We start from the raw sequence: 26,026 nt of genomic DNA on the forward strand, positions 1-26,026 counted from the left end.
TCCGCGGCCGCGTCCATTCCGGGCGCGGGCATGAAAAAGGAGCCCGAAGGCTCCTCGTCGCGGCGGGGCGCGGCGCGTTCAGCGCCAGTACGGGTCGCCCGGAGGGCCGTAGGGCCGCCCGTAGGCGTCGCGGTACTCGATCACCGTGGCGGCCGGCGGCGTCACGTACGCGGGCGGGCCGGGCTGCGTGGACACCACCACGCCGGGCTGCACATAGGTCGTCGTGGTGCTGCCGTACACCGGAGCGCGCGGTGCGCTCGCCAGGGGCTGCACGCTCAGCGGGATCCAGGCGCCCGGATCGTGCTGGGTGCGCGTGGTGTACTGCCGGCCTGCATATTCATACAGCACGTCGTAGCCCACGACCCGGTTCTCGTAATGCGTCTGGTTGGTGCAGCGCGTGACGTTCTGGTACTCGGGGCGGCTGCCCTCGATGTTGTTGCCCAGTATCGCGCCGCCGATCAGGCCCAGGGCGGTGGCGGCGACCCGGCCGCCGCCATGTCCGATGGCATTGCCGGCGGCACCGCCGGCGACCGCGCCCAGCACGGCGCCGGCCCCCGTGGGACGGGATTCGGAATAGATGGTCTCGTTGCCGCACACCTGCTGCGGGATGGCGACCTGCTGGGTGACCGGCGTGGCGGAGAGCACCCGGCCCTGTTCCTGGGCGCTCGCGTTCGTGGCTGCGGCGGCCGCCAGGGCGGCGAGGGCGGTCCAGACGATGGTCTTTTTCATGGAGAAGCTCCTTTCGGTCGGCATACAACGCTCCGGCCTGCAGAAAAGTTTAGGCGCCGGCCGTGAAGCCGCCGGAGGGGGCACGTAAAACTCCGTAAAGTTCGGTGTCTTTCCGGTGGAGCGGTTGCCGTGTCACTGCTTGGAGGCGGCCGCGAGCCGTTCGTTCCATCGGGCATCCTGGAAGCCCACCGTCACCTCGCCGCCGGCTTCGCCCGCCCATTCCACCACTGGCCGCTTGATGGCGCTGGGCTGCGCCTGCAGCAGCGTGGCGGCGCTGGCCGCGTCGCGCACTGCGGCCTGGGCCTGCGGGTCCAGCTTGCGCCAGGTGGTGCCCTGGCGGTTCACCAGGGGCTCCCAGCCCAGCGACGCCATCCAGGCGGCGAGGCGCTCCGCAGGAACGCCCTGTTTCCTGAAGTCGTGGAAGCGGTACTCGACGCCGTGCTCCGTGAGCCACGTGCGTGCCTTCTTGACCGTGTCGCAGTTGGGAATGCCATAGACGATGGGGGTGGGGGTACTCATGCGCCCGATCATCCTGCAACGCCGCCTCGGCGACAATCGCCGGCTCTATGCACACCACTTTCGACACCCTGGACGGCTGGCTGGCCCATTGCGAACGCATCCACCCGAAAACCATCGACATGGGCCTGGAGCGGGTGGGCGAGGTGGCGCGCCGGCTCGGGCTGCACTTTGCCTGTCCCGTCATCACGGTGGCCGGCACGAACGGCAAGGGTTCCACCTGCGCCATGCTGGAGGCGGTGGCGCTGCAGTCGGGCTATCGCACCGGTGTCTATACCTCGCCGCACCTCGTGAAGTTCGAGGAGCGCTGTCGCATCCGGGGCGAGAGCGTCGGGGCGGACGACCTGGTCCCGCACTTCGCGGCCGTGGAGGCGGCGAGAACGCAGGACGGCGCGGAAGTGTCCCTGTCCTACTTCGAATTCACCACGCTCGCCATCCTGCGCCTCATGAGCCAGGCGGGCCTGGACGTCGCCATCCTGGAGGTGGGCCTGGGCGGCCGGCTCGACGCGACCAATATCGTGGACACCGACTGCGCGGTCATCACCAGCATCGACATCGACCACACGGAATTCCTGGGGCCGGACCGCGAATCCATCGGCCGGGAGAAGGCCGGCATCATGCGGCCGGGCCGTCCCGCCATCGTCAGCGACCCCATGGCACCGCAAAGCGTGCTGGACCACGCGCGCGCCCTCGGGGCCGACCTGTGGCAGTTCGGCCAGGATTTCAATTTTTCCGGCGACAAGCAGCAGTGGGCCTGGGCAGGGCGGGGCCGTCGCTATGCCGGGCTGGCCTACCCGGCGCTGCGGGGGGCCAACCAGCTGGTCAATGCTTCCGGCGTGCTGGCCGCCCTGGAGGCGCTGCGCGACCGGCTGCCGATCACGGCCCAGGCCGTGCGCACCGGCTTGGCCATGGTGGAGCTGCCGGGGCGCTTCCAGATCGTCCCGGGCCAGCCCACCCTGGTGCTCGACGTGGCCCACAACCCGCATTCGGTGGCGGCGCTCACTGCCAACCTGGACGCGATGGGCTTTTTCCCGACCACGCACGCGGTGTTCGGCGCCATGGCCGACAAGGACCTCGCTCCCATGCTGGCCCGCATCGGCCCGCTGGTGGACCGCTGGTACTTCACCGACCTGCCGACGCCGCGCGCCGAAACCGCCGCTGCCCTGCAGCAGAAGTGGAATGCCCTGCAGATCGTCGCGGGCGGGCGCCGCGAAGTGCGCACCAGCCTGCACCCGGACCCGTGGCAGGCGCTGCAGGCGGCCGTGGCTGCAGCGGAGCCGACTGATAGAATCGTGGTCTTTGGCTCCTTCTATACGGTCGGCGGTGTGCTGCACCACGGAACGCCCCGCCTGCAGGCCAAGCACCTGGGCACTTGAGCATCCGACAGCGCACTCCCCGCACTGCATCCATGGCATTTTTCAAGTTTCGTTGGCCCGGCCGCAAGGAGCAGCCCGAGCAGCCCGCAAAGCCCGCCAAGCGGTCGCGCGGAGGCGCCGCCCAGGCCGCGGAAAGCATCGAGGCGATGCGGCGGCGTGCCCGCCATCGCCTGATCGGTGCGGCCGTCCTCGTGCTGGCCGGCATCGTGGGCTTCCCGATGCTGTTCGACACCCAGCCGCGGCCCATCCCCGTGGACATCCCGATCGACATTCCCGACCGCAACAAGGTGGCGCCCCTGGTCGTGCCCGAGGCGGCCCAGGCGGCGTCCGCTCCGGCGGCCGCGGGCACCGCCGCGAAGCCCCCTGCAGCCCCCCCGGCCACGGCGGGCCTGTCCGATGGCGAGGAAGTGATCCAGCCGTCGCGCAGCGCCGCTGCGCAGGCGCCCCAGGCACCCGCTCCGGCACCGGCTCCTGCTGCGGCACCGCGGCAGGAAACCCACCATGCCGACAGCCGTGCCGCGGCCTCGAAACCCGAAGCCAAGCCGGCGAAGCCCGCCCACGAAACCCGGTCCGAGACCAAACCCGCAGTGGCCGAGGCACGCCCGGCCGCGCCCGCTCCTGCTGCCGCTCCCCGCGACGACGCGGCGCGTGCCCGTGCGCTGCTCGAAGGCCGCGAGGGGTCTGCGGCCGCGCCCAAGGGTGATGACGGCGCGCGCCTGATCGTGCAGGTCGGCGCTTTCGCAGATGGCGACAAGGCCCGCGAAGTGCGGCAGTCGCTCGAGCGAGCAGGGCTCAAGACCTATACCCAGGTGGTGGATACCAAGGACGGCAAGCGCACGCGGGTGCGGGTCGGGCCTTTCGCCAGCAAGGCGGAGGCGGACAAGGCCGCGGCGCGCATCAAGGGCCTGGGCCTCTCGGCCTCGGTGCTTGCGCTGTAGCCCGCGTGGAGCGGGGGCGGCATGGCGGCGCTGGACTGGATCTTCGTGGCGGCGCTGCTGGCCTCCCTGCTCCTGGGGGCTTGGCGCGGGCTGGTGTACGAGGTGTTGTCGCTGGCGGGCTGGGTGGTCGCGTTTTTCGTGGCCCAGTGGTGGGCTGCCGATGCGGCGGCGCTGCTGCCGATCTCGGAATCGGCCGGCTCCATCCGCCATGCGGCGGGCTTCCTGCTGGTTTTCGTGGGCACGGTGTTCGCTTGCGGGTTCGTCGCATGGCTGGCCAAGAAGCTGATCGAGGCGATCGGCCTGCGGCCGGCGGACCGGACGCTCGGCGCGGCGTTCGGCCTGCTGCGCGGCCTGGTGCTGCTGCTGGCCGCCACGCTCGTGGCCCTGTGGACGCCGATCCACGAGGCGGCATGGTGGAAAGAGTCCGCAACGGTCCCCATATGGACCGGGATGCTGGCGGTGCTGAAGCCGGCGCTGCCGGAAACGCTCGGGCGGCACCTGCCCGGGTGACGGTGTTTGTTTCGTGCGCGGCGGCCATCCCTGCAAAGGACGCCGCGGCGGGTTTTTGGGATATCGCGGGCCAGGCCCGCATCTGGATGGAACGCTAACTATGTGTGGAATCGTCGGTGTGGTCAGCACGGCTCCCGTCAACCAGCTGATCTATGACGCCTTGCTGCTGCTGCAGCACCGGGGGCAGGATGCCGCGGGCATCGTCACGCAGCAGGAACGCAAGTTCTTCATGCACAAGGCCAAGGGCATGGTCCGCGACGTGTTCCGCACCCGCAACATGCGCGCGCTGCCCGGCACGGTGGGCCTGGGGCAGGTGCGCTATCCCACGGCAGGCAACGCCTACAGCGAGGAAGAGGCCCAGCCCTTCTACGTGAATGCCCCGTTCGGCATCGTGCTGGTGCACAACGGCAACCTCACCAATGCCCAGTCGCTGCGGGCCGAGCTGTTCTCCACCGACCACCGCCACACCAACACGGAGAGCGATTCCGAGGTGCTGCTCAACGTGTTCGCGCACGAGCTCGAGCGCGCCACGCGCGGCGTGCCGCTGCAGGTCGAGGACGTCTTCAACGCGGTGGCCGCCGTGCACCGGCGCGTGAAGGGCTCCTATGCCGTGATCGCGCTGATCGCGGGCCATGGCCTGCTGGCTTTCCGCGATCCCCACGGCATCCGCCCGCTGTGCATCGGCCGCAGCGCGGACGGCACGGTGATGGTGGGCAGCGAATCGGTGGCGCTGGAAGGCACCAACCATGTCTTCGAGCGCGACGTGCAGCCCGGCGAGGCCGTGTTCATCACGCCCGACGGCACCGTGCACGCCCGCCAGTGCGCGCAGGCGCCGCAACTCAATCCGTGCATCTTCGAGTTCGTGTACCTCGCGCGGCCCGACTCCGTGCTGGACGGCATCTCCGTCTACCAGGCGCGCCTGAACCTCGGCGAGGCCCTGGCCAAGCGCGTGGTCTCCACGGTGCCGCCCAACGAGATCGACGTGATCATCCCGATCCCCGAGTCCAGCCGCCCGAGCGCCACGCAGCTCGCGCACCTGCTCGGCATCCCGTACCGCGAGGGCTTTGTGAAGAACCGCTACGTCGGCCGCACCTTCATCATGCCGGGGCAGGGCGTGCGCAAGAAGTCCGTGCGCCAGAAGCTCAACGTGATCGCCAGCGAATTCAAGGGCCGCAACGTGCTGCTGGTGGATGACTCCATCGTGCGCGGCACGACCTCGCGCGAGATCGTGCAGATGGCCCGCGACGCCGGTGCGCGCAAGGTGTACCTCGCCAGCGCCGCGCCGCCGGTGCGCTATCCCAACGTGTACGGCATCGACATGCCCACCAGCAACGAGCTGGTCGCGCATGGCCGCACGGTGGAGGAAGTGCGCCAGGCCATCGGCTGCGACGCGCTGATCTACCAGGACGTGAACGCCATGAAGAAGGCCGTGGGCTCGCTCAACGGCGGCATCGAGGGCTTCGACGCCTCGTGCTTCGACGGCGTGTACGTCACGGGCGACATCACTGCGCAGGACATCGCGCGCCTGAACGAAGGCCGCGTCGGCAAGGAAGAACAGGAAGAGGACACCTCCCGCCTGGCCCTGCCGAACGCCCAGGACGCCTGAGGGAGACACGACGCCATGGCCCACGACAGAACGAACGGCACCGGGGGACTTCCGGAAGGCCTGCACCCCGACACGCTCGCCGTGCGGGAATCCATCCCGCGCAGCCAGTACGGGGAGCATTCCGAAGCGCTCTACCTGAGCAGCAGCTTCGTTCAGCCCGATGCGCAGACCGCCGCGCTGCGCTTCGCGGGCGAGGAGGACGGCTACACCTACACGCGAACGGCAAATCCCACGGTGACGGCCTTCGAGCGGCGGCTGGCCGCCATGGAGGGCACCGAGACGGCGATCGGCACGGCCACCGGCATGTCTGCCATCCTGCTCATGTGCCTGGCGCTGCTCAAGACGGGCGACCACGTGGTGTGCTCGCAGTCGATGTTCGGCTCCACCATCAAGCTGATCGGCGGCGAGCTCTCGCGTTTCGGTGTCGAGACCACCTTCGTGCCGCAGACGGATGCCGCCGCCTGGAAGGCCGCGCTGCGCCCCGCGACGCGCCTGATGTTCGCCGAGACGCCCACCAATCCGCTCACCGACCTGTGCGACATCGCAGCGCTGTCGGCGATCGCGCGCGAGGCCGGCGTGCTGCTGGCCGTGGACAACTGCTTCGCTTCGCCCGCCCTGCAGCAGCCTGCCAAGTGGGGCGCCGACCTCGTCATCCATTCCGGCACCAAGTTCCTCGATGGCCAGGGCCGCGTCATGGCCGGCGCCGTGTGCGGCCCGCGCTCGCTCATCGACGACAAGCTCGGCCCCATGATCCGCAGCGCGGGCATGAACCTGTCGCCCTTCAACGCCTGGGTGGTGCTCAAGGGGCTGGAGACACTGTCCATCCGCGTCCGTGCCCAGGCCGACAATGCCCTGCGCCTGGCCACGTGGCTCCAGGCGCACCCCGGCGTGGCGCGCGTCCATTACCCGGGCCTCGCCTCGCATCCCCAGCATGCACTGGCGATGCGCCAGCAATCCGGCCTGGGCGGCGCGGTGCTCTCCTTCGACGTGAAGTCGCAGGGCGATGCCGATGCGGCACGCCGCAGCGCCTTCCACGTGATCGACAGCACCCGCGTGTGCAGCATCACCGCCAACCTGGGCGACGTGAAGACCACCGTCACCCATCCCGCGAGCACCTCGCACGGGCGCCTGACCGAGGCGCAGCGCCAGGCGGCCGGCATCGGCCAGGGGCTGATCCGCGTGGCCGTGGGCCTGGAACACATCGAAGACCTGAAGGCCGACCTCGCGCGCGGCCTGGATACCCTGCAATGAGCCAAAGCCTTTCCCCTGCTTCTTCTTCCTCTTCTTCGGGCGGCGCGCAGCAGCGCGTGCGCACCCGTTTCGCGCCGTCGCCCACGGGTTTCATCCACCTGGGCAACATCCGCTCGGCGCTCTACCCGTGGGCATTCGCGCGCGCCACGGGCGGCGACTTCATCCTGCGCATCGAGGACACCGACCTCGAGCGTTCGAGCCAGGCCGCGGTCGACGTCATCCTGGAAGGCATGCAGTGGCTGGGCATGGACCCGGACGAAGGCCCGTTCTACCAGATGCAGCGCATGGACCGGTACAAGGAAGTGCTGGCGCAGATGCAGGCGCAGGGCCTGGTCTACCCGTGCTACATGAGCGTGGCGGAACTCGACGCGCTGCGCGAGCGCCAGATGCAGGCCAGGCAGAAGCCGCGCTACGACGGCACGTGGCGCCCGGAAGAGGGCAAGACGCTGCCGCCGGTGCCCGAGGGCGTGCAGCCGGTGCTGCGCTTCCGCAACCCCGTCGGCGGCTCGGTGGCCTGGGAAGACAAGGTCAAGGGCCGCATCGAGATCCAGAACGACGAACTCGACGACCTCGTCATCGCGCGCCCGGACGGAACGCCCACGTACAACTTCTGCGTGGTGGTGGACGACATCGACATGGCCATCACCCACGTGATCCGCGGCGACGACCACGTGAACAACACGCCGCGCCAGATCAACATCTTCCGCGCGCTCGGCAAGGAGCCGCCGGTGTATGCCCACCTGCCCACCGTGCTCAACGAGCAGGGCGAGAAGATGAGCAAGCGCAACGGCGCCAAGCCCGTCACGCAGTACCGCGACGAAGGCTACCTGCCCGAGGCGATGGTGAACTACCTCGCGCGCCTGGGCTGGAGCCATGGCGACGACGAGATCTTCTCGCGCGAGCAGTTCCTGGAATGGTTCGACCTGGACCACCTGGGCCGCAGCGCGGCGCAGTTCGACGAGGCCAAGCTGCGCTGGGTGAACGCCCAGCACCTGAAGGCCACTTCCGACGAGCGCCTGGCCGGATTGGTGGCCCCACGCCTCGCGGCCCGCGGCATTGCGCAGGCCGATCTGGAGGACGGGCGGCTGCCGCGCATCTGCGCGCTCTTCAAGGACCGCTGCGACACGCTGGTGGCGCTGGCCGACTGGGCCCACGTGTTCTATGGTGAGGTGACGCCCAATGAAGAGGAGCGCGCCAAGCACGTGGTGGATGCCGTGAAACCCGCGATCGCCGCGCTCTCGGACGCGCTCGCGCAGTGCGCCTGGGACAAGGCCAGCATCGCCGCCGCCTTCAAGGAAGTGCTGGCCGTGCAGGGCCTCAAGATGCCGCAGCTGGCGATGCCGGTGCGCGTGCTCACCGTGGGCACGGCGCACACGCCGTCGGTCGACGCGGTGCTCGAACTGCTCGGACGCGAAAAAATTGCAGCGAGATTGCGAACGGCCTGAAAACCTGTCTATAATTCAAGGCTCAGGAGATGACGACGATAAATAACAATATCGACGGCATCGAAGTGGGGGTATAGCTCAGCTGGGAGAGCGCTTGCATGGCATGCAAGAGGTCAGCAGTTCGATCCTGCTTACCTCCACCAATTCTGAGTTGAGAACGGAAGTTCCCAGGTTTTGACCCTATCGTCTAGAGGCCTAGGACATCACCCTTTCACGGTGAGTACCGGGGTTCGAATCCCCGTAGGGTCGCCAAGTTCGTGGCACTTGGCTTGCATGAAGTTGCAAGCAAAACAGCCGCCTGCCAGGAGTGGTAGTTCAGTTGGTTAGAATACCGGCCTGTCACGCCGGGGGTCGCGGGTTCGAGTCCCGTCCACTCCGCCAGATTCAAAGCCTTTGCAGGTGGTTCGCGCAAAGGTCGATATTTTTGGTGATGCCGCAAGGCCTTGCCGGAATACGGGGGTATAGCTCAGCTGGGAGAGCGCTTGCATGGCATGCAAGAGGTCAGCAGTTCGATCCTGCTTACCTCCACCAAACTTTTTTTGAGAACGGAAGTTCCCAGGTTTTGACCCTATCGTCTAGAGGCCTAGGACATCACCCTTTCACGGTGAGTACCGGGGTTCGAATCCCCGTAGGGTCGCCAAGTTCACGGCACTTGGCCTGCACGAGAATGCAGGTGAAACGCTGTCTGCCAGGAGTGGTAGTTCAGTTGGTTAGAATACCGGCCTGTCACGCCGGGGGTCGCGGGTTCGAGTCCCGTCCACTCCGCCAGTCAACCGGGTCGGCCTGTGCCGCGCCTGAATGAATAGAAGCCGCAGCGAGCCATCGTTGCGGCTTTTTTCTTGTTCCTGACCCGTCCTGCCCAGTGTCGCTCACGTCCGCTCCTCCGCTGTCCTCCGCGCCATCCGACGCGCGCCTGGCCTCCGCCGCATCGGCCACGTCCCGGCTGGTGTCCATCGATGCATTGCGCGGCCTGGTGATCGTGTTCATGCTGCTCGACCACGTGCGCGAGACGTTCTTCATGCACCACCAGGTCACGGATCCCATGGTGTTGGCGGACACGTCGCCGGCCCTGTTCTTCAACCGCGTCCTGGCACACCTGTGTGCGCCGGTTTTCATCTTTCTCGCAGGGCTGTCCGCCTTCCTCTACGGCAGCCGCCAGCCGGACGGACGCCGGGCTGCCACGGTGTTCCTCGTGCAGCGCGGGCTCTTCCTGGTGGCGCTGGAACTCACGGTGGTGAATTTCGCATGGACCTTCCAATGGCCGCCGCAGGTGATCTATCTGCAGGTCATCTGGGTGATCGGCCTGAGCATGCTGGCGCTGGCCTTGCTGCTATGGCTGCCGCGCGGCGTGCTCGTGGCGGTGGGGCTGTTGCTGGTGGCAGGCCACAACCTGCTCGACGGCGTGCATTTTCCCGCAGGGCACGTGTTGCACGTGCCGTGGTCCATCCTGCATGACCGGGGGTGGCTCGCCGTGGGCGACGGCCTGCGGATGCGCACGTCCTATCCGCTGCTGCCCTGGATCGGCGTGATCGCGCTGGGGTATGCCGCCGGCCCCTGGTTCACCGCCGGGGCAGACGCGGGGCAGCGCCGCCGCCGTCTGGTGGCCTGGTCGATGGGTGCGCTGGCGCTGTTCGCCGCGCTGCGGTGGCTGAACGCCTATGGCGACCATCCCCGGGCCGTGGGGGCCACGCCGCTGGAGACCGTGATGGGCTTCCTGAACGTGACGAAGTACCCGCCCTCGCTGCTCTTCGTGGCGCTGACCCTGGGGCTCGGCCTGGCACTGCTCGCCGCCTTCGAGCGCGTGCCGGCGCGGTCGGGGTGGCTGCGGGTGCTGGTGGCCTTCGGGGCCGCGCCCATGTTCTTCTATGTGCTGCACCTGTACGTGCTGAAGGTGCTCTACCTCGGCGCGCTGGGAATCTGGGGGCCCAACCAGGGACGCTATTTCGGTTTCGACGCGGTGTGGCAGGTGTGGCTCTGCACGGCCGTGCTGGCCGCGCTGCTCTACGGGCCGGTGCGTGCGTTCGGGGCCTTCAAGGCGCGGCGAAAAGACCTGGCCTGGCTGCGGTTCCTGTAGAGCCGGCCACGCTTTCCGCACAGGGGCATTCGCGCGCGCGCTTCGGCGGGGGCCGGCGCGGGGCTTTGCTCCTGGCGACAATGCGGGATGCCTTTTTCGCCTTTCCTGCGCATGGCCCTGGTACTGGGCCTGCTTTCCGCCATCGGCCCCTTCGCGATCGACATGTACCTGCCTGCGCTGCCCGAGATCGGGCATGGCCTGGGTGCGCCCGTGGGCGCGGTGCAGTGGAGCCTGACGGCCTTCTTCCTCTCGCTCGGCGTGGGCCAGTTGCTCTACGGCCCGCTGTCGGACATGGCCGGGCGCAAGCCGCCGCTCTATTTCGGGCTGGTGCTGTTCACCGTGGCGAGCGTCGGCTGCGCGCTGGCGACCACCATCGAGACCCTGCTCGTGCTGCGCTTCCTGCAGGGACTGGGTGCGGCCGCGGGCATGGTGGTGCCGCGCGCCGTGGTGCGGGACCTGCACACGGGCCACGAGGCCGCACGGCTGATGTCGCTGCTGATGCTGGTGTTCAGCGTGTCGCCATTGCTGGCGCCGCTCGCCGGCAGCGGCGTGATCGCTCTCGCGGGCTGGCGTGGCGTGTTCTGGGCGGTGGCGATCGCCGCGCTGGCCGGACTGCTGCTGGTGCGCTTCGCGCTCGCCGAGACCCGGCCCGCCGCGGACAGGACGCAAAGTACCCTGGGCAGTGCGCTGCGGGGCTACGGCCTGCTGCTGCGCGACCCGCATTACCTGGGCCTGGTGTTCATCGGCGGCTGCGCGATGGCGGGCTTCTTCGTGTACCTGGCGGGCTCGCCCTTCGTGCTCATCAACCACTACGGGCTCACCCCCACGCAGTACAGCCTGGCGTTCTCGTTCAATGCCGCGGCGTTTTTCGTCATGGCGCAGTTCAACGGCATGCTGGCCGCCCGCTTCGGGCTGGAGCCGATCGTGAAGGTGGCGGCCACCGCCTCGTCCGCGGTGATGGCCGTGATGCTCGGCTACTACCTGCTGGGCGGTGACCGGCTCGCGGTGCTGGTCGGGCTGTACTTCATGGCGAGCGCACTCATGGGGCTGGTGATTCCCACGACCTCGGTGCTGGCGCTGGAGGAGCACGGCGCGATCGCCGGCACGGCCTCTGCGCTGATGGGCACGCTGCAGATGCTCACGGGTGCCGTGGCGATGGGGCTGGTGGGGCTGTTCGCCGACGGCCGGCCGCTGCCGATGGTCGCGGGGATGGCGACCGGGGCGTTTCTCGGCACGGCGCTGTGCTGGACCACGCTGGGCCGCGCCCGCGTGGCGCCCGGCCGGGGCCGCCGGGGAGCCCGGGCATGAGCGGCGCGACAACTGGCACGGCTCCCGGCGCGGGGCAGGGCAGCGCCGCGGAAGCCGCAGCGTCGCGGCCTGCAGGCGTGGCCGACGGGCTGGAGCCTCCAGAGCGCGGGAGGGCGATGCTGGTGATCATCCTCGGCATCGCCGTCGCGGTGCTGGACGGCAGCATCATGAACCTCGCGCTGCCCACCATCGCCCGGGAACTGCAGGCCGGCGCGCCACAGGCCATCTGGGTGGTGAACGCCTACCAGATCGCCACGCTCGGCATGCTGCTGCCGCTAGCCGCGCTCGGGGAGCGCATCGGCTACCGGCGGGTGTACCTGCTGGGCATGGGCCTGTTCGCGGTGTCGTCCCTGGGCGCCATGCTGGCGTCGTCGCTGGAGGTGCTGATCGCGGCGCGGGCCGTGCAGGGCCTGGGTGCGGCGGGCATCATGAGCGTGAACGCGGCGCTGGTGCGCATGATCTATCCGCGCGCGCGGCTGGGGCAGGGGCTGGCGCTCAATTCGCTGGTCGTCGCGGCCTCGTCGGTGGCGGGGCCCTCGGTGGCGGCCGCCATCCTCTCGGTGTCGTCCTGGCCGATGTTGTTCGCGATCAACCTCCCGCTGGGGGTGGCGACGCTCTGGCTCGGACGGCGCGCGCTGCCCTTCAATCCACCGCCGCCGCAGGGGGTGAAGGCGGGTGCGCGGTTTTCCGTGCTCGACGTCGGGCTCAACATGCTGATGTTCGCGCTGGTGTTCATCGGCGGCGACCAGTTGGGCGTGCAGGGCGGGACGGGCGGACTGTCCCTGGGCCCTGTGCTGATGCTGGTGGCGGGACTGGTTGTCGGGGCGATGTACCTGCGCAGGCAGGTGCGGGCCGATCGCCGCGGCGAGACGCCGCTGTTCCCGGTGGACCTGCTGCGCATCCCGGTGTTTTCCCTGTCGATGGGTGCTTCGGTCGCCGCCTTCTGCGCGCAGATGCTGGCGTTCCTGGCGCTGCCGTTCCTGCTGCTGGAGGCGCACGGCCGCTCGCATGCCGAGGCCGGCCTGCTCATCACCCCCTGGCCGCTGGCCATCGTGGCCGTCGCGCCGCTCGCAGGGCGCCTGATCGGCCGGGTATCGGATGGCCTCCTGGGCGGCATCGGCATGGCCATGCTGGCACTGGGGCTGGCGGCGCTGGCCGGGATGCCGCAGGATGCGGGCGCGCTTGGCGTGGTGTGGCGCATGGCGCTGTGCGGGGTGGGCTTCGCGCTGTTCCAGTCGCCCAATAACCACACCATCGTCACGTCCGCGCCGCTGCAGCGTTCGGGTGCCGCCGGCGGCATGCTGAGCACCGCCCGGCTCACGGGCCAGACGCTGGGCGCCGTGCTGCTCGCGGTGATCTTCGCGATCCAGGGCACGCATGGCGGCCATGCGGAAACGGTGGCATTCTGGCTCGCCGCGGGCAGTGCCGTCGTGGCAGGCGTATGCAGCGTGCTGCGCCTGGGGCCGGCGAGGGCAGCCGGAGGACGGGGCGCAGGTCACTGATGGTGCGCTTGGCGGGTGAGGCCGCCGCTGTACCGCACGCCGTCAGATCGCGGAAGCGTTGCCGGATCCGTTGCCAGCGTTGTCACCGGATTCCGGTCCGGCGCCTGCGTTCCGGTTCGCGTCGCTTTGCGTGCCGGCATCGGAAGGCGAACGATAGCCCTGCAACGCGGCGACCTCGCCCGCCAGCGTGCGGATGGTGATCGGCGCACAGCCCTCGGCATGGTTGCTGATCGCGACGAACGCGTTCTGCCCCCTGCCGGTGATGCCCGCCAGCGTGCGCGCCAGCAGCGCATGCACCTCCGGCGCGGGATGGACGATGCGGTCGAACGGGCTGTAGAGCGCTTCGGCCTCTTCATAGCCGTAGGCGCCGTGCACCGGGTTGAGGTTCCAGCGGCAGACCAGCGGGCCCGGCCAGAGCCTGCGCAGCAACCGCAATTGCTCTTCGAGCGGCGGCATCTTGGCGTGCAGCCCCAGGCAGTAGGTCGCGCGGGCTGAGAGCAGGGCTTCGGCGAACAGCGGCTCGTATTCCGGCGACAGCCACTCGGGATCGCGCACTTCCACGGCCAGCACGCCGTCCGGCGCGGTGGGCGCGAGCGGCGGCATGGCGCGCAGCAGTGCGCCGATGCGGGCGATGGTGCCTTCGAGGCGATGGAGCTGCGCTGGCGGCAACGGGCTCAGCTGGAACACCAGCGCCCCGATCTTGGCCCCCAGGCCTTCCAGCGCGGGCGCCACGAACTCCTGCAGCGCCAGCGCAGGATCGAGAAACGCCGGGTTCGGCGCACGCCCCCGGCCGTCCTCGGCGCGCACCAGTGCATCGGTGACGAGGCTGGGCGCCTTCACGATGAAGCGGAAGTCGTCGGGCACCTGCGAGGCATAGCCCGCATACTGGCTCACGGTCAGGGGCTTGTAGAAACCGCGGTCGATGCTCACGGTGCGCATCAGCGGATGCCGCGCATAGGCGGCCAGGCCCTGGCGCGCCAGCGTGGATTCGGAGTGCTCGCCTTCCCAGACCAGGCCTTTCCAGCCAGGGTAGCTCCAGGAGGAGCCGCCGAGCCGCAGCTGCGGGGGCAGGGCGGCGGCCAGGGCCAGCAGTTCTGGGGTGGGTTCGATGGGGTGGACGCCGCCGCCCGTCCTGGGCGGGCGGCGGGGACTGGCGGGTGCTTCCTCTGTTGCTGCGGACGGGGCCGCTGCCGGCGCAGGTGCCGGCGGGGGAGGAAGCTCGTCGTCGCCGAAGAGGGACTCTTGCATGGGTGGAGTCTGCCGGAAGCACCGGCGCGGTTCGAAACGGGATCGGTGGCTATCGGGGCGGCGCGGCTGCACCGCGGTCCGCCATGGCGGGACCGCTGGCCCCGATGGTGCCATCCTTCACGGAGTCGATGACGAAGCGGTCGCGCGACCAGCGATAGGTGATGGTTCTGCGGATCTTCGGCGCGCCGCCTTCTGCGCTCTCTCCGTACCGGACGAACCAGCGGGTGAGCCGTCTGCGCTGCACTTCGAGCCGCGGGGTGCGGCGCTGGCCTTCGTAGAGGTCGGCGCCCTGGTAGCCCGTGTCGTCGATCGGCAGGGAGGCCAGCCTGCCGTCGGGCAGCCTGCGGAACACCTCGGTGATGTCCGCACCGCCGTTGCCCATCGCGCAAGTGGTGGCCTCCACGACGGCCTGCTCGTCGCCTTGGCCGAGCAGGTCCGCGTAGCGCACCGCGATGTGCCGTATCGGATCCCGGTCGCAGAACTCTTCGATGAGCTGCGCCCCCAGCCCGTCGCGCGCGAGCAGGTAGGCGCTGACGTCCACCTTGCGGATCGCGTCCGCATGCGGGCGGGAATGGTCACGGGCCCGTGCGGATGCCTGCGGCTGGGCATATGCCATGGTGGCGGCAAGGAGCAGGACAGCCGTTGCTGCGGCATGCCGCCTGCACGGTTGTACGGGGCGGGGCGCAGTGCAGGTTTGGCTGGGCGGCGGAGTGGGCAGGGGCATGCAGGCAGCGGCGATGGAGACGCGCCCATTGTCCTGGCAGGTCCGATGGGGGCCTCGTTGCAGTTGTCACGAAGTGTGGAGGACGCCGACGGCACCGGGGCTGCGCGCCGGGTGTCTGCGGCCGCTATGGCACACTCGCCCGCTTCGAGTTTTCATCGTTCGTTCGCAAGGGATATGCAGCAGATCATCCGGCAACTGGCCACGGAAATCAGGGTGGGGGAACAGCAGGTCCGTGCGGCCGTGGATCTGCTGGACGGCGGGGCGACGGTGCCCTTCATCGCGCGCTACCGCAAGGAGGCCACGGGTGGCCTGGACGATGTGCAGCTGCGCGAACTGGAGGCGCGGCTCGCCTACCTGCGCGAGCTGGAGGACCGCCGTGCCGCGGTGCTCAAGGCCATCGACGAGCAGGGCAAGCTGACCGATGCGCTGCGGGCCGCCATCGCCGCCGCGCCCACCAAGCAGGAACTGGAAGACATCTACCTGCCCTACAAGCAGAAGCGCCGTACCAAAGGGCAGATCGCGAAGGAGTTCGGCATCGAGCCGCTGGCCGACCGGCTGTTCGCGGACCCGACGCTCGACCCGGCCGTGGAGGCGCAGGCTTTCCTGCGTCCGCCCGAGGTGCTGGACGACGGCAAGCCGGGCGCCGATTTCTCCACCGTGGGGGCGGTCCTGGACGGCGTGCGCGACATCCTTTCCGAACGCTGGGCCGAAGATGCCACCCTGGTGCAATCGATGCGGGAATGGCTCTGGACCGAAGGCCTGCTGCGCAGCAAGAAGGTGGAGTCGAAGAACGAGGCCGATCCGGAGGTGGCGAAGTTCCGCGACTATTTCGACTACGACGAACCCATCGGCCGCGTGCCGTCGCACCGCGCGCTGGCCGTGTTCCGCGGGCGGGCGCTGGAGATCCTGGAGGCCAAGCTCGTGCTGCCCGTGGAGCCCGAGCCCGGCAAGCCGAGCATTGCCGAGGGCCGCATCGCGCTGCACCTGGGCTGGAGCCATGCGGGCCGGCCGGCCGACGACCTGATACGCAAGTGCGTGGCCTGGACCTGGCGCGTGAAGCTCAGCCTGTCCACGGAGCGCGACCTGTTCTCGCGCCTGCGCGAGGAGGCCGAGAAGGTGGCGATCAAGGTCTTCTCGGACAACCTGCGCGACCTGCTGCTGGCCGCACCCGCGGGCCCGCGGGCGGTGATGGGCCTGGACCCGGGCATCCGCACCGGCGTGAAGGTGGCGGTGGTGGATGCCACCGGCAAGCTGGTGGAGACGGCCACGGTCTATCCGCACGAGCCGCGCCGCGACTGGGACGGCTCGCTGCACACGCTGGCGCGCCTCGTGCAGAAGCACGGCGTGCAGCTGGTGGCCATCGGCAACGGGACCGCGAGCCGCGAGACCGACAAGCTGGCGGCGGACCTGCTCAAGCTGGTGGCCAAGGCCGACCTCGGTTTCGAGAAGGTGGTGGTGAGCGAGGCGGGTGCCTCCGTCTATTCCGCCAGCGAGTACGCCAGCCAGGAAATGCCGGACGTGGACGTGAGCCTGCGCGGCGCGGCGAGCATCGCCCGCCGGCTGCAGGACCCGCTGGCCGAGCTGGTGAAGATCGACCCGAAGAGCATCGGCGTGGGCCAGTACCAGCACGACGTGAACCAGAGCGAACTGGCGCGCACGCTGGACGCGGTCGTCGAGGATTGCGTGAACTCCGTGGGCGTGGACCTGAACACCGCGAGCGCGCCGCTGCTCTCGCGCGTGTCCGGCCTGTCGGGCAGCGTGGCCAAGGCCGTGGTGCGCTGGCGCGAGGCCAACGGCGCCTTCCGCAGCCGGCGCCAGCTCATGGAAGTGGCGGGCCTGGGCGCGAAGACGTTCGAGCAGTCTGCCGGCTTCCTGCGCATCCGCGGCGGCGACAACCCGCTGGACATGACGGGCGTCCACCCGGAAACCTATCCGGTGGTGGAGCGCATCCTCGCGCACACGGCCAAGCCGGTGAACGAGGTCATGGGCCGCGCCGACATGCTCAAGCAGCTCAAGCCCGAACTGTTCGCCAACGAGAAGTTCGGCGTGATCACGGTCCGGGACATCCTCGCCGAACTCGAAAAGCCCGGCCGCGATCCGCGCCCGGACTTCAAGGTGGCACGCTTCAACGATGGCGTGGAGGACATCGCCGACCTGAAGGAGGGCATGGTGCTCGAGGGCACCGTGAGCAACGTCGCGCAGTTCGGCGCTTTCGTGGACCTGGGCGTGCACCAGGACGGCCTGGTCCACGTGAGCCAGCTCAGCCACAAGTTCGTGCAGGACGCGCGCGAGATCGTGAAGACCGGCGACATCGTGAAGGTGAAGGTGCTCGAGGTGGACCCGGTGCGCAAGCGCATCAGCCTGACCATGAAGCTCGATGCCGCACCGGCGCGCCGCGACCAGGATGGCCGCGGCCCGCGCGAGAACCGCTTCGAGGGCGCGGGTCGCGGCTATGCCCAGCCCGCGCGCCGCGCGGCCGACCCGGCTCCCCCGTCGGCCATGGCGTCGGCCTTCGCGAAACTGCAGGGTCACAAACGGTAAGAGACGTTTGCAGGCGTGGATAATGGGGCGACCGCCCCGCACCCACGCCATGGAACTCAACGCCCTGCTGGAAATCCCCGTGGCGCTGCCGAGCCATCCGCGCGCGGTGGCGCTGCTGATGGCCGAACTGTCGCACGCCGAGCCGAGCCTGCGGCGGCTGACGCAGATCTTCGGCACCGATCCGTCGCTCGCCGCACGCCTGCTCGAGCTGGCCAACGGGCCGGAGTTCGACATGCCGCGCGCGGTCTGCGGCGTGCCGGAAGCACTGGCCCTGGTCGGCATTCCCCAGGTGCGTGCGCTGGTGGGCTCCGCCTCGCTGGGCACCACCTCGCGCTCGGTGCCTGGCGTGAACCTGCAGCAGTTCTGGCGCTACAGCCTCCACACGGCCAAGATGGCGCGCTCGCTCGCGGGCGTGGTCCGGCACAACCCCATGGCGGGCTACACGGCAGGCCTTCTGCACGGGCTGGGCGAACTGCTCATCCACCTGGGTCACCCGGAACGGCTGGCTTCGGTGGATTGCGTGGTCGGAACCTTCGATCCCCGCCGCGCCGTCCTGGAGCACCGCCTGCTGGGCTACGGCTTCGGTGCCGTGAGCGCGGCAATGGCCCGGCGCTGGCAGCTGCCGCAGGTGGTGGTCGATGCCTTGCAGTACCAGCACGCACCCTTCGAAAACAGCGTCTATGAACCGCTGGCCGGCGTGCTGCACCTCGCCGCCTGGCGTGCCTGGGCCCGCGAAGCCGGCTGGGGGGACAAGGAGCTGGCCGTGTCCTTTCCGGCGGAAGTCGGCCTGCCGCTGGGCCTGGACATCGACATGGTGCTGCAGCAGGACCCGATCGACTGGACGGCGCCCGTGGATGCGGGCGCCTACCTGGTGTGACGGCACCCCGGTCCGCTTCCGGGCGCGCGCTGCGCATCCATGCCGGCCCGGCGGCGCTGCGGCACATCGCGCGGGAGGGGTTGTCGCCCGCGGATGTGGCGGTGGTGCCCGCCGCGGCCGGAGGACCCAAGGGGCTGGTGCTGGGGCCGATGGACCGTTTTCTTTTCGGCGACTGGCTCGCGCAGGGCTCGCAGCCCATCCACCTGGTCGGCGCGTCGATCGGCGCCTGGCGCATGGCCACGGCCTGCCTCGGGAGGCCGGTGGAGGCGTACGAGCGGCTGGAGCAGGCCTATATCCACCAGGCCTACGACCTTCCGCAGGGCCGCCAGCGGCCCGATCCGGCGCATGTAAGCGAGCGGTTCGGCCAGAACCTGCAGGCCTTCTACGGCGGGCGCGTGGAGGAGGTGCTGTCGCACCCGCGCTACCGGCTGCACATCGTGGCGTCCCGCGGGCGGCATCTGCTCGCACGGGAGCACGGCGTGGCGACGCCGCTGGGCTATCTGGGCGCCTTCGCGTCGAATGCCGTGCACCGGCGCGCGCTGGGACTGTGGCTGGAGCGGGTGGTGTTCTCGTCGCCTGGAGGGGACGGTGCTCCGGCCCCGTTGCCGTTCGAGGGGCGCGACTATCCCACGCGCCAGGTGGCGCTGGATGGCGGCAATTTCCTGCCGGCCCTGCAGGCGAGTTGCTCGATTCCGTTCGTTCTGCAGGCCGTGCACGACATTCCCGGCGCGCCGCGCGGTGCGTACTGGGACGGAGGCATCACCGACTACCACCTGCACCTGCGCTATGCAGGCCTGGTGCTGTACCCGCACTTCCAGCAGCAGGTGGTGCCGGGATGGCTCGACAAGGGGCTGCGCTGGCGACACCGCGCCACCCGGGCGCTCGACGCCATGGTGCTGCTCTCGCCCGATCCGGCCTGGGTGCGCGAAGCGCTGCCCGACGGCAAGCTGCCCGACCGCCAGGACTTCCTGCGCTACGGGACCGACACGGCCGCCCGGGCGCGCGCCTGGAGCGCTGCGGTGGCGGCCAGCCGACAGTTGGCCGACGAGTTCGCGCAATGGCTCGCCCGGGGCTGTCCCCCGGATGCCGTGGAGCCGCTGTAGGCCGGGCTCTACCGGGGCTGCTCCGGCTACATCGACGCTTCCAGCATGGCCCGGTAGTCGTCCACGCTGGCCTCGCGCGGATTGGTCTTGTGGCAGTGGTCGGCCATGGCGCCGCGAATCACGCCGTCCCACACATCTTCTCCGACCCCCATGGCTGCCAGCCCGGTCGGCAACCCCAGGCGCGCGCTCATGTCGCGGATCGCATCGGGAATGTCGTCCGCACTGGCCAGGCCCATGGCCTGGGCCATGCGCTCCAGCCGGCGGTCACGGCGCACGGCCTCTTCCTGCGCATTGAAGCGCACCACCGCGGGCAGGAACACGGCATTCAGCGTACCGTGGTGCAGGCGCGGGTTGATGCCGCCCAGGCTGTGGCTGAGCGAGTGCACGCAGCCCAGCCCCTTCTGGAAGGCCATGGCGCCCTGCATGCTCGCGCTCATCATGTGCAGCCGCGCATCGCGGTCCTGCCCGTCGCGCGTGGCGCGCTCGATGTGGGCCCAGCCGCGGGCCAGGCCGTCGAGCGCGATGCCGTCGGCCGGCGGGTTGAAGGCGGAGGACATGAAGGTTTCCATGCAGTGCGCGATCGCGTCCATGCCCGTTGCCGCCGTCAGGTGGGGTGGCAGGCCCAGCGTCAGGGCCGGATCGCAGATGGCGGCCTTGGGCACCAGGTGCCAGGAGTGGAAGCCGAGCTTGCGGTGGTCGTCCACGATGAGGATGGCGCCGCGCGCCACCTCGCTGCCCGTGCCCGCCGTGGTGGGCACGGCGATCAGGGGCGCCACCCGCTCCGTGATGCGGGGCGAGCCGCCCTCGATGGTCGCGTAGTGGGTAAGGGGCCCGTCGTGCGTGGCGGCGATGGCGATGCCCTTGGCGCAGTCGATGGCCGAGCCGCCGCCGACGGCGATCAGGCCGTCGCAGCCATGGGCGCGGTAGATCTCCACGGCCGCGCGCACGGCGGCTTCGGTGGGGTTGGCGGGCGTCTGGTCGAACACTGCCACCGGCAGGCCGGCGAGCGCGTCCAGCGCGGGCTGCAGCACGCCGGCGGCCTTGACGCCGGGATCGGTGACCACGAGCGGGCGCGTGATGCCCGCGCGCGCGCATTCCTGGGCAAGCAGCCGCACTGCGCCGAATTCGATCTGGATCTGGGTGATGTAGTGGATGAGGGCCATGGTGGTGATGGGGGTTGCCAGGATGCGCGCCCTGGCGCATTGGTGGTCTGATCACGCCAATCTACAACCCCGGAGCTTTCCATGCCCCTGCAGCAAACCCTCATCGCGGCGCTGGCCGCCGTCGCCTGCGTTACAGGAGCGCGGGCCGCGTGCCTGGACGATGCGCAGGTGGCCGATCTCGCGGCGCACTACATGGCCCGCACGCCCGCGGCCAATCCGCCGCCCATGGACGCTGCCGATGCCGCCTGCACCCGCGGCAAGTTCAATGCGCTGCTGGAGCAGCGCCTGGGCCGGCCCGTCGGCTACAAGGCCGGCCTCACCAACCCGGCGGTACAGCAGCGCTTCCGCACGGACCAGCCCGTCTGGGGCCGCCTCTATCCAGGCATGGTGCTGCCCTCCGGCAGTACCGTGGATGCGGCCTTCGGTGCACGGCCACTCTATGAGGCCGACATGCTGGTCCGCGTGAAGAGCGCGGCCGTCAACCATGCGCGCACGCCGCTGGAGGTGCTGGACGCCATCGACCAGGTGATTCCCTTCATCGAACTGCCCGACCTGCTGGTGCAGGTGCCGCCCCAGCTCGACGGGGCGGGCGTGGCGGCGATCAACGTGGGCGCGCGCCTGGGCGTGGCCGGCACGCCCATTGCCGTGCCGGCGCTACGGGCCGAGCGCTACGCCATGCTCGACGCCCTGACTGCGATGACGGTCACGCTCACGGATGGCTCGGGCGCCAGGCTCGGTGGCGGCCGCGGCAGCGACATCCTGGGCCATCCGCTGCAGGCCGTGGTGTGGCTGGCCGGGGCGCTGCAGAAGGAGGATACCGTGCTGAAGCCGGGCGATCTCGTCAGCCTGGGCTCGTTCTCCGCCTTGCTGTCGCCGCGGCCGGGCCTCGCGGTGACGGCCACGTTCGCCGGACTGCCGGGCGCCGCGCCCGTGGAAGTGCGTTTCAAATAGAAGGGAAGGAGGGGTCGAGGCTGGGCCCTGGGTCCCGGTCGCGCAGGGCACTGCGGCCGTCACCGGTTTCGGGGATGATCGGCGGATGCGCCGCAGTGCGTGTTCCCTGTCCGTCCCCGATCCGTGATGCCCGTGACCGCTCCACCTCTTTCGCCGCCTCCGAATTCCTCCCCCCACGCGCACCGCCTCACGCCGCAGATGCGCAGCGTGATCGACCGCATGCACCGCGCACGCCGTCCGCCGCTGGAAACCCTGTCCGTGCAGGAGGCCCGTGCCGCCTACGAACTGGGCGCGGGCGTGCTCGAGATTCCCAGGCCCGCGCTGCCGCGGGTGGAGCCGCTGCGCATCCTGGCGCGCGACGGCCACGCGCTGCCGGCACGCCTGTACGCGCCGCATGCGGAGGGTGGCGCCTTGCCGGTGCTGCTCTACCTGCATGGTGGCGGCTTCACCGTGGGCAGCATCGACACGCACGACACGCTGTGCCGCGAACTGGCACGCCGCGCCGGCTGCATGGTCGTGTCGCTGGGCTACCGGCTCGCGCCGGAGCACCGGTTCCCCACGGCGGTGGAGGACACCTGGGATGCACTCGCCTGGCTGGCCGCGGAGGGCCGCAGCATCGGTGCCGACCCCTCGCGCATCGCGGTGGGCGGCGACAGCGCCGGCGGCACGCTGGCTGCCGTGGCGGCCCTGCAGGCGCGCGATGCGGGCCTGCCGCTGGCGTTGCAACTGCTGATCTACCCAGGCTGCACGGCGCACCAGGACACGCCCTCGCATGCGCTCTACGCGCACGGGTTCGTGCTGGAGGAGCCGGCCATCACCTGGTTCTTCAGCCACTATGTCACCCATGCCCAGCGCGACGACTGGCGCTTCGCCCCGCTGCATGCGCCCGACGTGGACGGCGTGGCGCCCGCATGGGTCGGCCTGGCCGAATGCGATCCGCTCGTGGACGAAGGCATTGCCTACGCCGACAGGCTGCGGGCCGCAGGCATCGCCGTGGACCTGGAGATCTACCGCGGCGTCACCCACGAATTCATCAAGATGGGGCGTGCCATTCCCGAGGCGCGCACCGCCCACGGCCATGCCGCCGCAGCCCTGCGCGCGGCCTTCGGCCTGCCCGAGTCACTGGCCGAGGAGATGCCCGATGCGACGCGCTGATTTCCGCTGTACCGAACGCCTGCGCGTGCGCTGGGCCGAGGTGGACATGCAGAAGATCGTCTTCAATGGCCACTACCTGATGTACATCGACACCGCCATGTCCGCCTACTGGCGGGCCCTGGCCATGCCCTACGAGGAAGGAATGCGCGCGCTCGGCGGCGAGCTCTACGTGAAGAAGGCCACGCTCGAATACCACGGCTCCGCGCGGCTGGACGACATGCTCGACGTGGGCCTGCGTTGCGCGCGCATCGGCAACAGCTCGCTGCGCTTCGAGGCCGGCATCTTCGCGGGCGACCGCCTGCTGGTGTCGGGCGAGCTGGTCTATGTGTTCGCCGACCCGGCCACCCAGACCTCCCGGCCGGTCCCCGCCGCACTGCGCGCGCTCATCGAGGCACATGAAGCCGGCCACGAGGTGGTGGAGCTGCGCACGGGCGACTGGGCCACGCTGGGGCCGGATGCGATGCGCCTGCGCATGGCCGTATTCGTGGAAGAGCAGGGCATCGATCCGGCACTGGAGGCTGATGCCCTGGACGCGGGCGCGGTGCATGTGGTGGCCTATAACCGCATCGGGCTGCCCGTGGCCACCGGCCGGCTGCTGCAGCCGGCGCCGGGCGAGGCACGCATCGGCCGCATGGCCGTGGACCGCGCGGTGCGCGGGCAGCGGTGGGGCAGGGCGGTGCTGGATGCACTGGTCGAGGCCGCGCGGGCGCGGGGCGACAGGCGGGTCACGCTGCATGCGCAGTGCACCGCCGAGAACTTCTACCGGCGCGCGGGCTTCGAGGTGGAAGGCGAGCGCTATGAAGAGGCGGGTCTTCCGCATGTGAATATGGGCATCCCCCTGAGCGGCTGACGCCGCTTTCCCCTTCTCTCGCGCTGGCGCGCGGGAAGGGGGACGACGCCGGTGGCCGGGCGGAGCCCGTTCCACGGCGTCTGCTGGCCTGGCCTGCTCCGCGGCCCTCTGACCGGAAAGGCCGCGGGCACATCCAGGCGGCCCGGCAATGCTCAGATGTCTTCGAGCAGCGCGTAGGGCAGGTCACCCAGGGCGAGGGGCACGCCTTCCGGGCCGCCCACGCGCAGCGCCTCACCGGTGGAGGCCACCTGCAGGGCCACCAGCGCATCGAAGCCGCCGCCCGGTGCCGCGGCGGCCTGGACCACCGTGCCGCAGGGCTGCTCGGCATCGCTGGCGGCGAACACCTCGGCACCCACGGCGATCGCCTCGGGGGCATGCGCCAGGTAGGTGCGGCGCTTGAGCGTGCCGCGGAACTGGCTGCGCGCCACCACCTCCTGGCCGGGATAGCAGCCCTTCTTGAAATTCACGCCACCCACCGATTCGTAGTTGAGCATCTGCGGCACGAACAATTCGACCAGGGGCGCCGTCAGCGTGGCCACGCCGCTCTGCACTTCGCCCCATTCCCAGAGGCCGGGCGCCAGGGCCGGGCCGGACGGGGCAGGCTGGCCCGCGGGTTGCGCCAGCAGGGCACGCGGCTGCCCGGCGCCGGGATGGAGGTGCACCACGGTGCCCAGCGGGGTGTCCTGCCGGCTCCAGGGCGGCAGGGCCTCGCCCGCCACCGCGGCGACGGCATCGCCGGCCAGGCCCCAGAGCGCGAAGTCGGCCGTGGCATCGCTGAGGCGCGCCTTGGCGCGCAGCACGAACATCGACAGGCGCTTGAGCACCGTGGCGAGCACGTCGCGGCTGCAGACCAGCAGGACCTCGGCATCGCCCGCGCGCCAGCCGATGAAGCTGGCCTGCATGCGGCCCTTGGCCGAGAGGAAGGCTGCCAGCCGCGCCTGCCCGGGCGGCAGCAGCAGGAAGTCCTGCGTGAGCTGGCCGTGGAGGAATTGCGCGGCGTCTTCTCCTTGCACGCGGATCACGCCGAGCCCGTTGAGGGGGGCCAGGCCATTCAGGGGGGACGTCATGGGTGAATTATCATGCCCGGCTCTTTCCCCTCTCTGCATTCCGGTCCGTGCGCCGTTTCTTCCTTTTCATCTTGCTGGTGGCCTTCGCGGCCGCCGGCCTGGGCTTCTGGTGGCTCCACCATCCGTTGCCGCAGCGAGCGGCCGCGGGCGCCGCCACGGCCGGGGGCGCCCCCGGCGTGCTGGAGCTCGAGATCGAGCCCGGCACCACGCCGCGCGGTGTCGCCGTGGCCGCCGTGGAGGCCGGCGTGGACACCGATCCGCGCCTGCTCTATGCGTGGTTCCGCCTGTCGGGCAAGGACCGGCTGATCAAGGCAGGCAACTATGAGATCCCGCCGGGCACCACCCCCTTCGGCCTGCTGCAGAAACTCGTGCGCGGCGAGGAGGCACTGCGCGCCGTCACGCTCGTGGAGGGCTGGACCTTCCGCCAGTTCCGCGCCGCACTGGACCGCGACGAAGCGCTGCGCCACGACACTCAGGGCCTGGCCGACGCCGCCGTCATGGAGCGCCTGGGCCGCGCCGGGGTGCCGCCGGAAGGGCGCTTCTTTCCCGATACCTACACCTTCGCCAAGGGTACGAGCGATCTCGCGGTGATGCGGCGGGCCCTGCGCGCCATGGACCGCAGGCTGGAAGCCGCATGGGCGCAGCGCTCCGCCGACCTGCCGCTCAAGAGCGCGGACGAGGCCCTCATCCTCGCGAGCATCGTCGAGAAGGAAACCGGCCGCGCCTCCGACCGCGGCCAGATCGCCGGCGTCTTCGTCAACCGCCTGAAGGCGGGCATGCTGCTGCAGACCGATCCCACGGTCATCTACGGCATGGGCGAAAAGTTCGACGGCAACCTGCGCCGCCGCGACCTGCTGGCCGATACGCCGTGGAACACCTACACCCGCGCCGGCCTGCCGCCCACGCCCATTTCGATGCCGGGCAAGGCCTCGCTCATCGCCGCCGTGCAGCCCGAGCGCACGCAGGCCCTCTATTTCGTGGCGCGGGGCGACGGCACCAGCCACTTCAGCCCCACGCTCGACGAACACAACCGCGCGGTGAACCGCTATCAGCGCGGCCAGCCGGCGCCGCAGGGGCAGTAAGCTGCACCGG

Annotated in this window: 22 protein-coding genes and 6 tRNA genes; 22 read left to right on the forward strand and 6 right to left on the reverse strand. The window is 70.1% G+C overall.

What is annotated here, in order from left to right; translation table 11 throughout:
* Nucleotides 1–78 precede the first annotated feature (78 nt).
* Both ACGHC0_RS09540 and ACGHC0_RS09545 read right to left on the reverse strand, forming a co-directional pair.
* Nucleotides 79–729 (reverse strand): glycine zipper 2TM domain-containing protein, encoded by a 651-nt coding sequence (locus ACGHC0_RS09540; protein WP_368354990.1) that lies wholly within the window; start codon nt 727–729, stop codon nt 79–81.
* Nucleotides 730–861: 132 nt separating this feature from the next.
* The gene (locus ACGHC0_RS09545; RefSeq protein WP_405045341.1) at nt 862–1,260 is read right to left on the reverse strand and encodes an ArsC family reductase; all 399 of its coding nucleotides are present in this window, start codon (nt 1,258–1,260) and stop codon (nt 862–864) included.
* A gap of 35 nt (nt 1,261–1,295) precedes the next feature.
* On the opposite strand from ACGHC0_RS09545, the gene folC reads away from it, so the two are divergent.
* The 15 genes from folC to ACGHC0_RS09620 all read left to right on the forward strand — a co-directional run bounded on the left by folC (nt 1,296) and on the right by ACGHC0_RS09620 (nt 13,255).
* Entirely contained in the window at nt 1,296–2,621 is a 1,326-nt protein-coding gene (gene folC / locus ACGHC0_RS09550; protein ID WP_368354992.1) for a bifunctional tetrahydrofolate synthase/dihydrofolate synthase, read from the forward strand.
* 32 nt (nt 2,622–2,653) lie between these two features.
* On the forward strand, nt 2,654–3,559 hold the full coding sequence (locus tag ACGHC0_RS09555; RefSeq protein WP_415268058.1) for an SPOR domain-containing protein: 906 nt from the start codon (nt 2,654–2,656) through the stop codon (nt 3,557–3,559).
* A gap of 21 nt (nt 3,560–3,580) precedes the next feature.
* On the forward strand, nt 3,581–4,069 hold the full coding sequence (locus ACGHC0_RS09560; RefSeq protein WP_011794992.1) for a CvpA family protein: 489 nt from the start codon (nt 3,581–3,583) through the stop codon (nt 4,067–4,069).
* Nucleotides 4,070–4,169: 100 nt separating this feature from the next.
* Nucleotides 4,170–5,675, forward strand: a complete 1,506-nt coding sequence (gene purF, locus ACGHC0_RS09565) for an amidophosphoribosyltransferase (protein WP_368354994.1) — start codon at nt 4,170–4,172, stop codon at nt 5,673–5,675.
* A gap of 15 nt (nt 5,676–5,690) precedes the next feature.
* Nucleotides 5,691–6,926 carry an O-succinylhomoserine sulfhydrylase gene (locus tag ACGHC0_RS09570; RefSeq protein WP_368354995.1) on the forward strand — a complete coding sequence of 412 codons (1,236 nt, stop codon included), beginning with the start codon at nt 5,691–5,693 and terminating at the stop codon, nt 6,924–6,926.
* Nucleotides 6,923–8,371, forward strand: coding sequence for a glutamate--tRNA ligase (gene gltX, locus ACGHC0_RS09575; protein ID WP_415268059.1), 1,449 nt, complete (start codon nt 6,923–6,925; stop codon nt 8,369–8,371). Before ACGHC0_RS09570 ends, gltX begins: the two co-directional genes overlap by 4 nt.
* Nucleotides 8,372–8,438: 67 nt before the next feature.
* Nucleotides 8,439–8,514 (forward strand) — tRNA-Ala (locus tag ACGHC0_RS09580).
* A 33-nt stretch (nt 8,515–8,547) separates the two neighbouring features.
* A tRNA-Glu gene (locus ACGHC0_RS09585) sits at nt 8,548–8,623 on the forward strand.
* Nucleotides 8,624–8,675: 52 nt separating this feature from the next.
* Nucleotides 8,676–8,752, forward strand: a tRNA-Asp gene (locus tag ACGHC0_RS09590).
* 74 nt (nt 8,753–8,826) lie between these two features.
* Nucleotides 8,827–8,902, forward strand: a tRNA-Ala gene (locus tag ACGHC0_RS09595).
* Nucleotides 8,903–8,935: 33 nt separating this feature from the next.
* Nucleotides 8,936–9,011 (forward strand) — tRNA-Glu (locus ACGHC0_RS09600).
* Between the two features lie 51 nt (nt 9,012–9,062).
* Nucleotides 9,063–9,139, forward strand: a tRNA-Asp gene (locus tag ACGHC0_RS09605).
* A gap of 94 nt (nt 9,140–9,233) precedes the next feature.
* Nucleotides 9,234–10,445, forward strand: coding sequence for a DUF1624 domain-containing protein (locus ACGHC0_RS09610; RefSeq protein ID WP_405045342.1), 1,212 nt, complete (start codon nt 9,234–9,236; stop codon nt 10,443–10,445).
* Between the two features lie 87 nt (nt 10,446–10,532).
* A complete protein-coding gene (locus ACGHC0_RS09615; protein WP_415268060.1) occupies nt 10,533–11,753 on the forward strand; it encodes a multidrug effflux MFS transporter in 1,221 nt (406 codons plus the stop codon).
* Entirely contained in the window at nt 11,750–13,255 is a 1,506-nt protein-coding gene (locus ACGHC0_RS09620; RefSeq protein WP_415268061.1) for an MFS transporter, read from the forward strand. The genes ACGHC0_RS09615 and ACGHC0_RS09620 overlap by 4 nt, the downstream gene beginning before the upstream one ends.
* Nucleotides 13,256–13,297: 42 nt before the next feature.
* Here the strand turns inward: ACGHC0_RS09620 and ACGHC0_RS09625 are convergent, their stop codons facing one another.
* Together ACGHC0_RS09625 and ACGHC0_RS09630 are read right to left on the reverse strand one after the other, a co-directional pair.
* A complete protein-coding gene (locus ACGHC0_RS09625) occupies nt 13,298–14,503 on the reverse strand; it encodes a DUF72 domain-containing protein (protein WP_415268062.1) in 1,206 nt (401 codons plus the stop codon).
* Nucleotides 14,504–14,552: 49 nt separating this feature from the next.
* Nucleotides 14,553–15,119 carry a hypothetical protein gene (locus ACGHC0_RS09630; protein WP_415268063.1) on the reverse strand — a complete coding sequence of 189 codons (567 nt, stop codon included), beginning with the start codon at nt 15,117–15,119 and terminating at the stop codon, nt 14,553–14,555.
* Nucleotides 15,120–15,401: 282 nt separating this feature from the next.
* On the opposite strand from ACGHC0_RS09630, the gene ACGHC0_RS09635 reads away from it, so the two are divergent.
* Genes ACGHC0_RS09635 through ACGHC0_RS09645 form a run of 3 tightly spaced genes read left to right on the forward strand, consistent with a single transcriptional unit; the run spans nt 15,402 to nt 19,748 of the window.
* Complete coding sequence (locus tag ACGHC0_RS09635) at nt 15,402–17,768, forward strand: Tex family protein (RefSeq protein WP_415268064.1); 2,367 nt, start codon at nt 15,402–15,404, stop codon at nt 17,766–17,768.
* A gap of 49 nt (nt 17,769–17,817) precedes the next feature.
* Nucleotides 17,818–18,645: an HDOD domain-containing protein gene (locus tag ACGHC0_RS09640; RefSeq protein ID WP_415268065.1), complete on the forward strand. Its 828-nt coding sequence runs from the start codon at nt 17,818–17,820 to the stop codon at nt 18,643–18,645.
* The gene (locus tag ACGHC0_RS09645; RefSeq protein ID WP_415268066.1) at nt 18,642–19,748 is read left to right on the forward strand and encodes a patatin-like phospholipase family protein; all 1,107 of its coding nucleotides are present in this window, start codon (nt 18,642–18,644) and stop codon (nt 19,746–19,748) included. The genes ACGHC0_RS09640 and ACGHC0_RS09645 overlap by 4 nt, the downstream gene beginning before the upstream one ends.
* A 26-nt stretch (nt 19,749–19,774) precedes the next feature.
* Here the strand turns inward: ACGHC0_RS09645 and ACGHC0_RS09650 are convergent, their stop codons facing one another.
* A complete protein-coding gene (locus ACGHC0_RS09650; protein WP_415268067.1) occupies nt 19,775–20,911 on the reverse strand; it encodes an iron-containing alcohol dehydrogenase in 1,137 nt (378 codons plus the stop codon).
* 81 nt (nt 20,912–20,992) lie between these two features.
* Here ACGHC0_RS09650 and ACGHC0_RS09655 point away from each other — a divergent pair, with 81 nt between their 5' ends.
* The 3 genes from ACGHC0_RS09655 to ACGHC0_RS09665 all read left to right on the forward strand — a co-directional run bounded on the left by ACGHC0_RS09655 (nt 20,993) and on the right by ACGHC0_RS09665 (nt 23,867).
* A complete protein-coding gene (locus ACGHC0_RS09655; protein WP_415268068.1) occupies nt 20,993–21,862 on the forward strand; it encodes a 2-keto-4-pentenoate hydratase in 870 nt (289 codons plus the stop codon).
* A gap of 198 nt (nt 21,863–22,060) precedes the next feature.
* Nucleotides 22,061–23,017 (forward strand): alpha/beta hydrolase, encoded by a 957-nt coding sequence (locus ACGHC0_RS09660; RefSeq protein WP_415268398.1) that lies wholly within the window; start codon nt 22,061–22,063, stop codon nt 23,015–23,017.
* Nucleotides 23,004–23,867, forward strand: a complete 864-nt coding sequence (locus ACGHC0_RS09665; RefSeq protein ID WP_415268069.1) for a YbgC/FadM family acyl-CoA thioesterase — start codon at nt 23,004–23,006, stop codon at nt 23,865–23,867. Before ACGHC0_RS09660 ends, ACGHC0_RS09665 begins: the two co-directional genes overlap by 14 nt.
* Before the next feature lie 152 nt (nt 23,868–24,019).
* Here ACGHC0_RS09665 and ACGHC0_RS09670 read toward each other — a convergent pair whose 3' ends face one another.
* The gene (locus ACGHC0_RS09670; protein WP_415268070.1) at nt 24,020–24,934 is read right to left on the reverse strand and encodes a YgfZ/GcvT domain-containing protein; all 915 of its coding nucleotides are present in this window, start codon (nt 24,932–24,934) and stop codon (nt 24,020–24,022) included.
* Between the two features lie 47 nt (nt 24,935–24,981).
* Here ACGHC0_RS09670 and mltG point away from each other — a divergent pair, with 47 nt between their 5' ends.
* Entirely contained in the window at nt 24,982–26,016 is a 1,035-nt protein-coding gene (gene mltG, locus ACGHC0_RS09675) for an endolytic transglycosylase MltG (protein ID WP_415268071.1), read from the forward strand.
* Nucleotides 26,017–26,026 lie beyond the last annotated feature (10 nt).

This window comes from Acidovorax sacchari (assembly GCF_042847045.1).
Classification (GTDB): Bacteria; Pseudomonadota; Gammaproteobacteria; order Burkholderiales; family Burkholderiaceae_C; genus Paracidovorax; species Paracidovorax sacchari.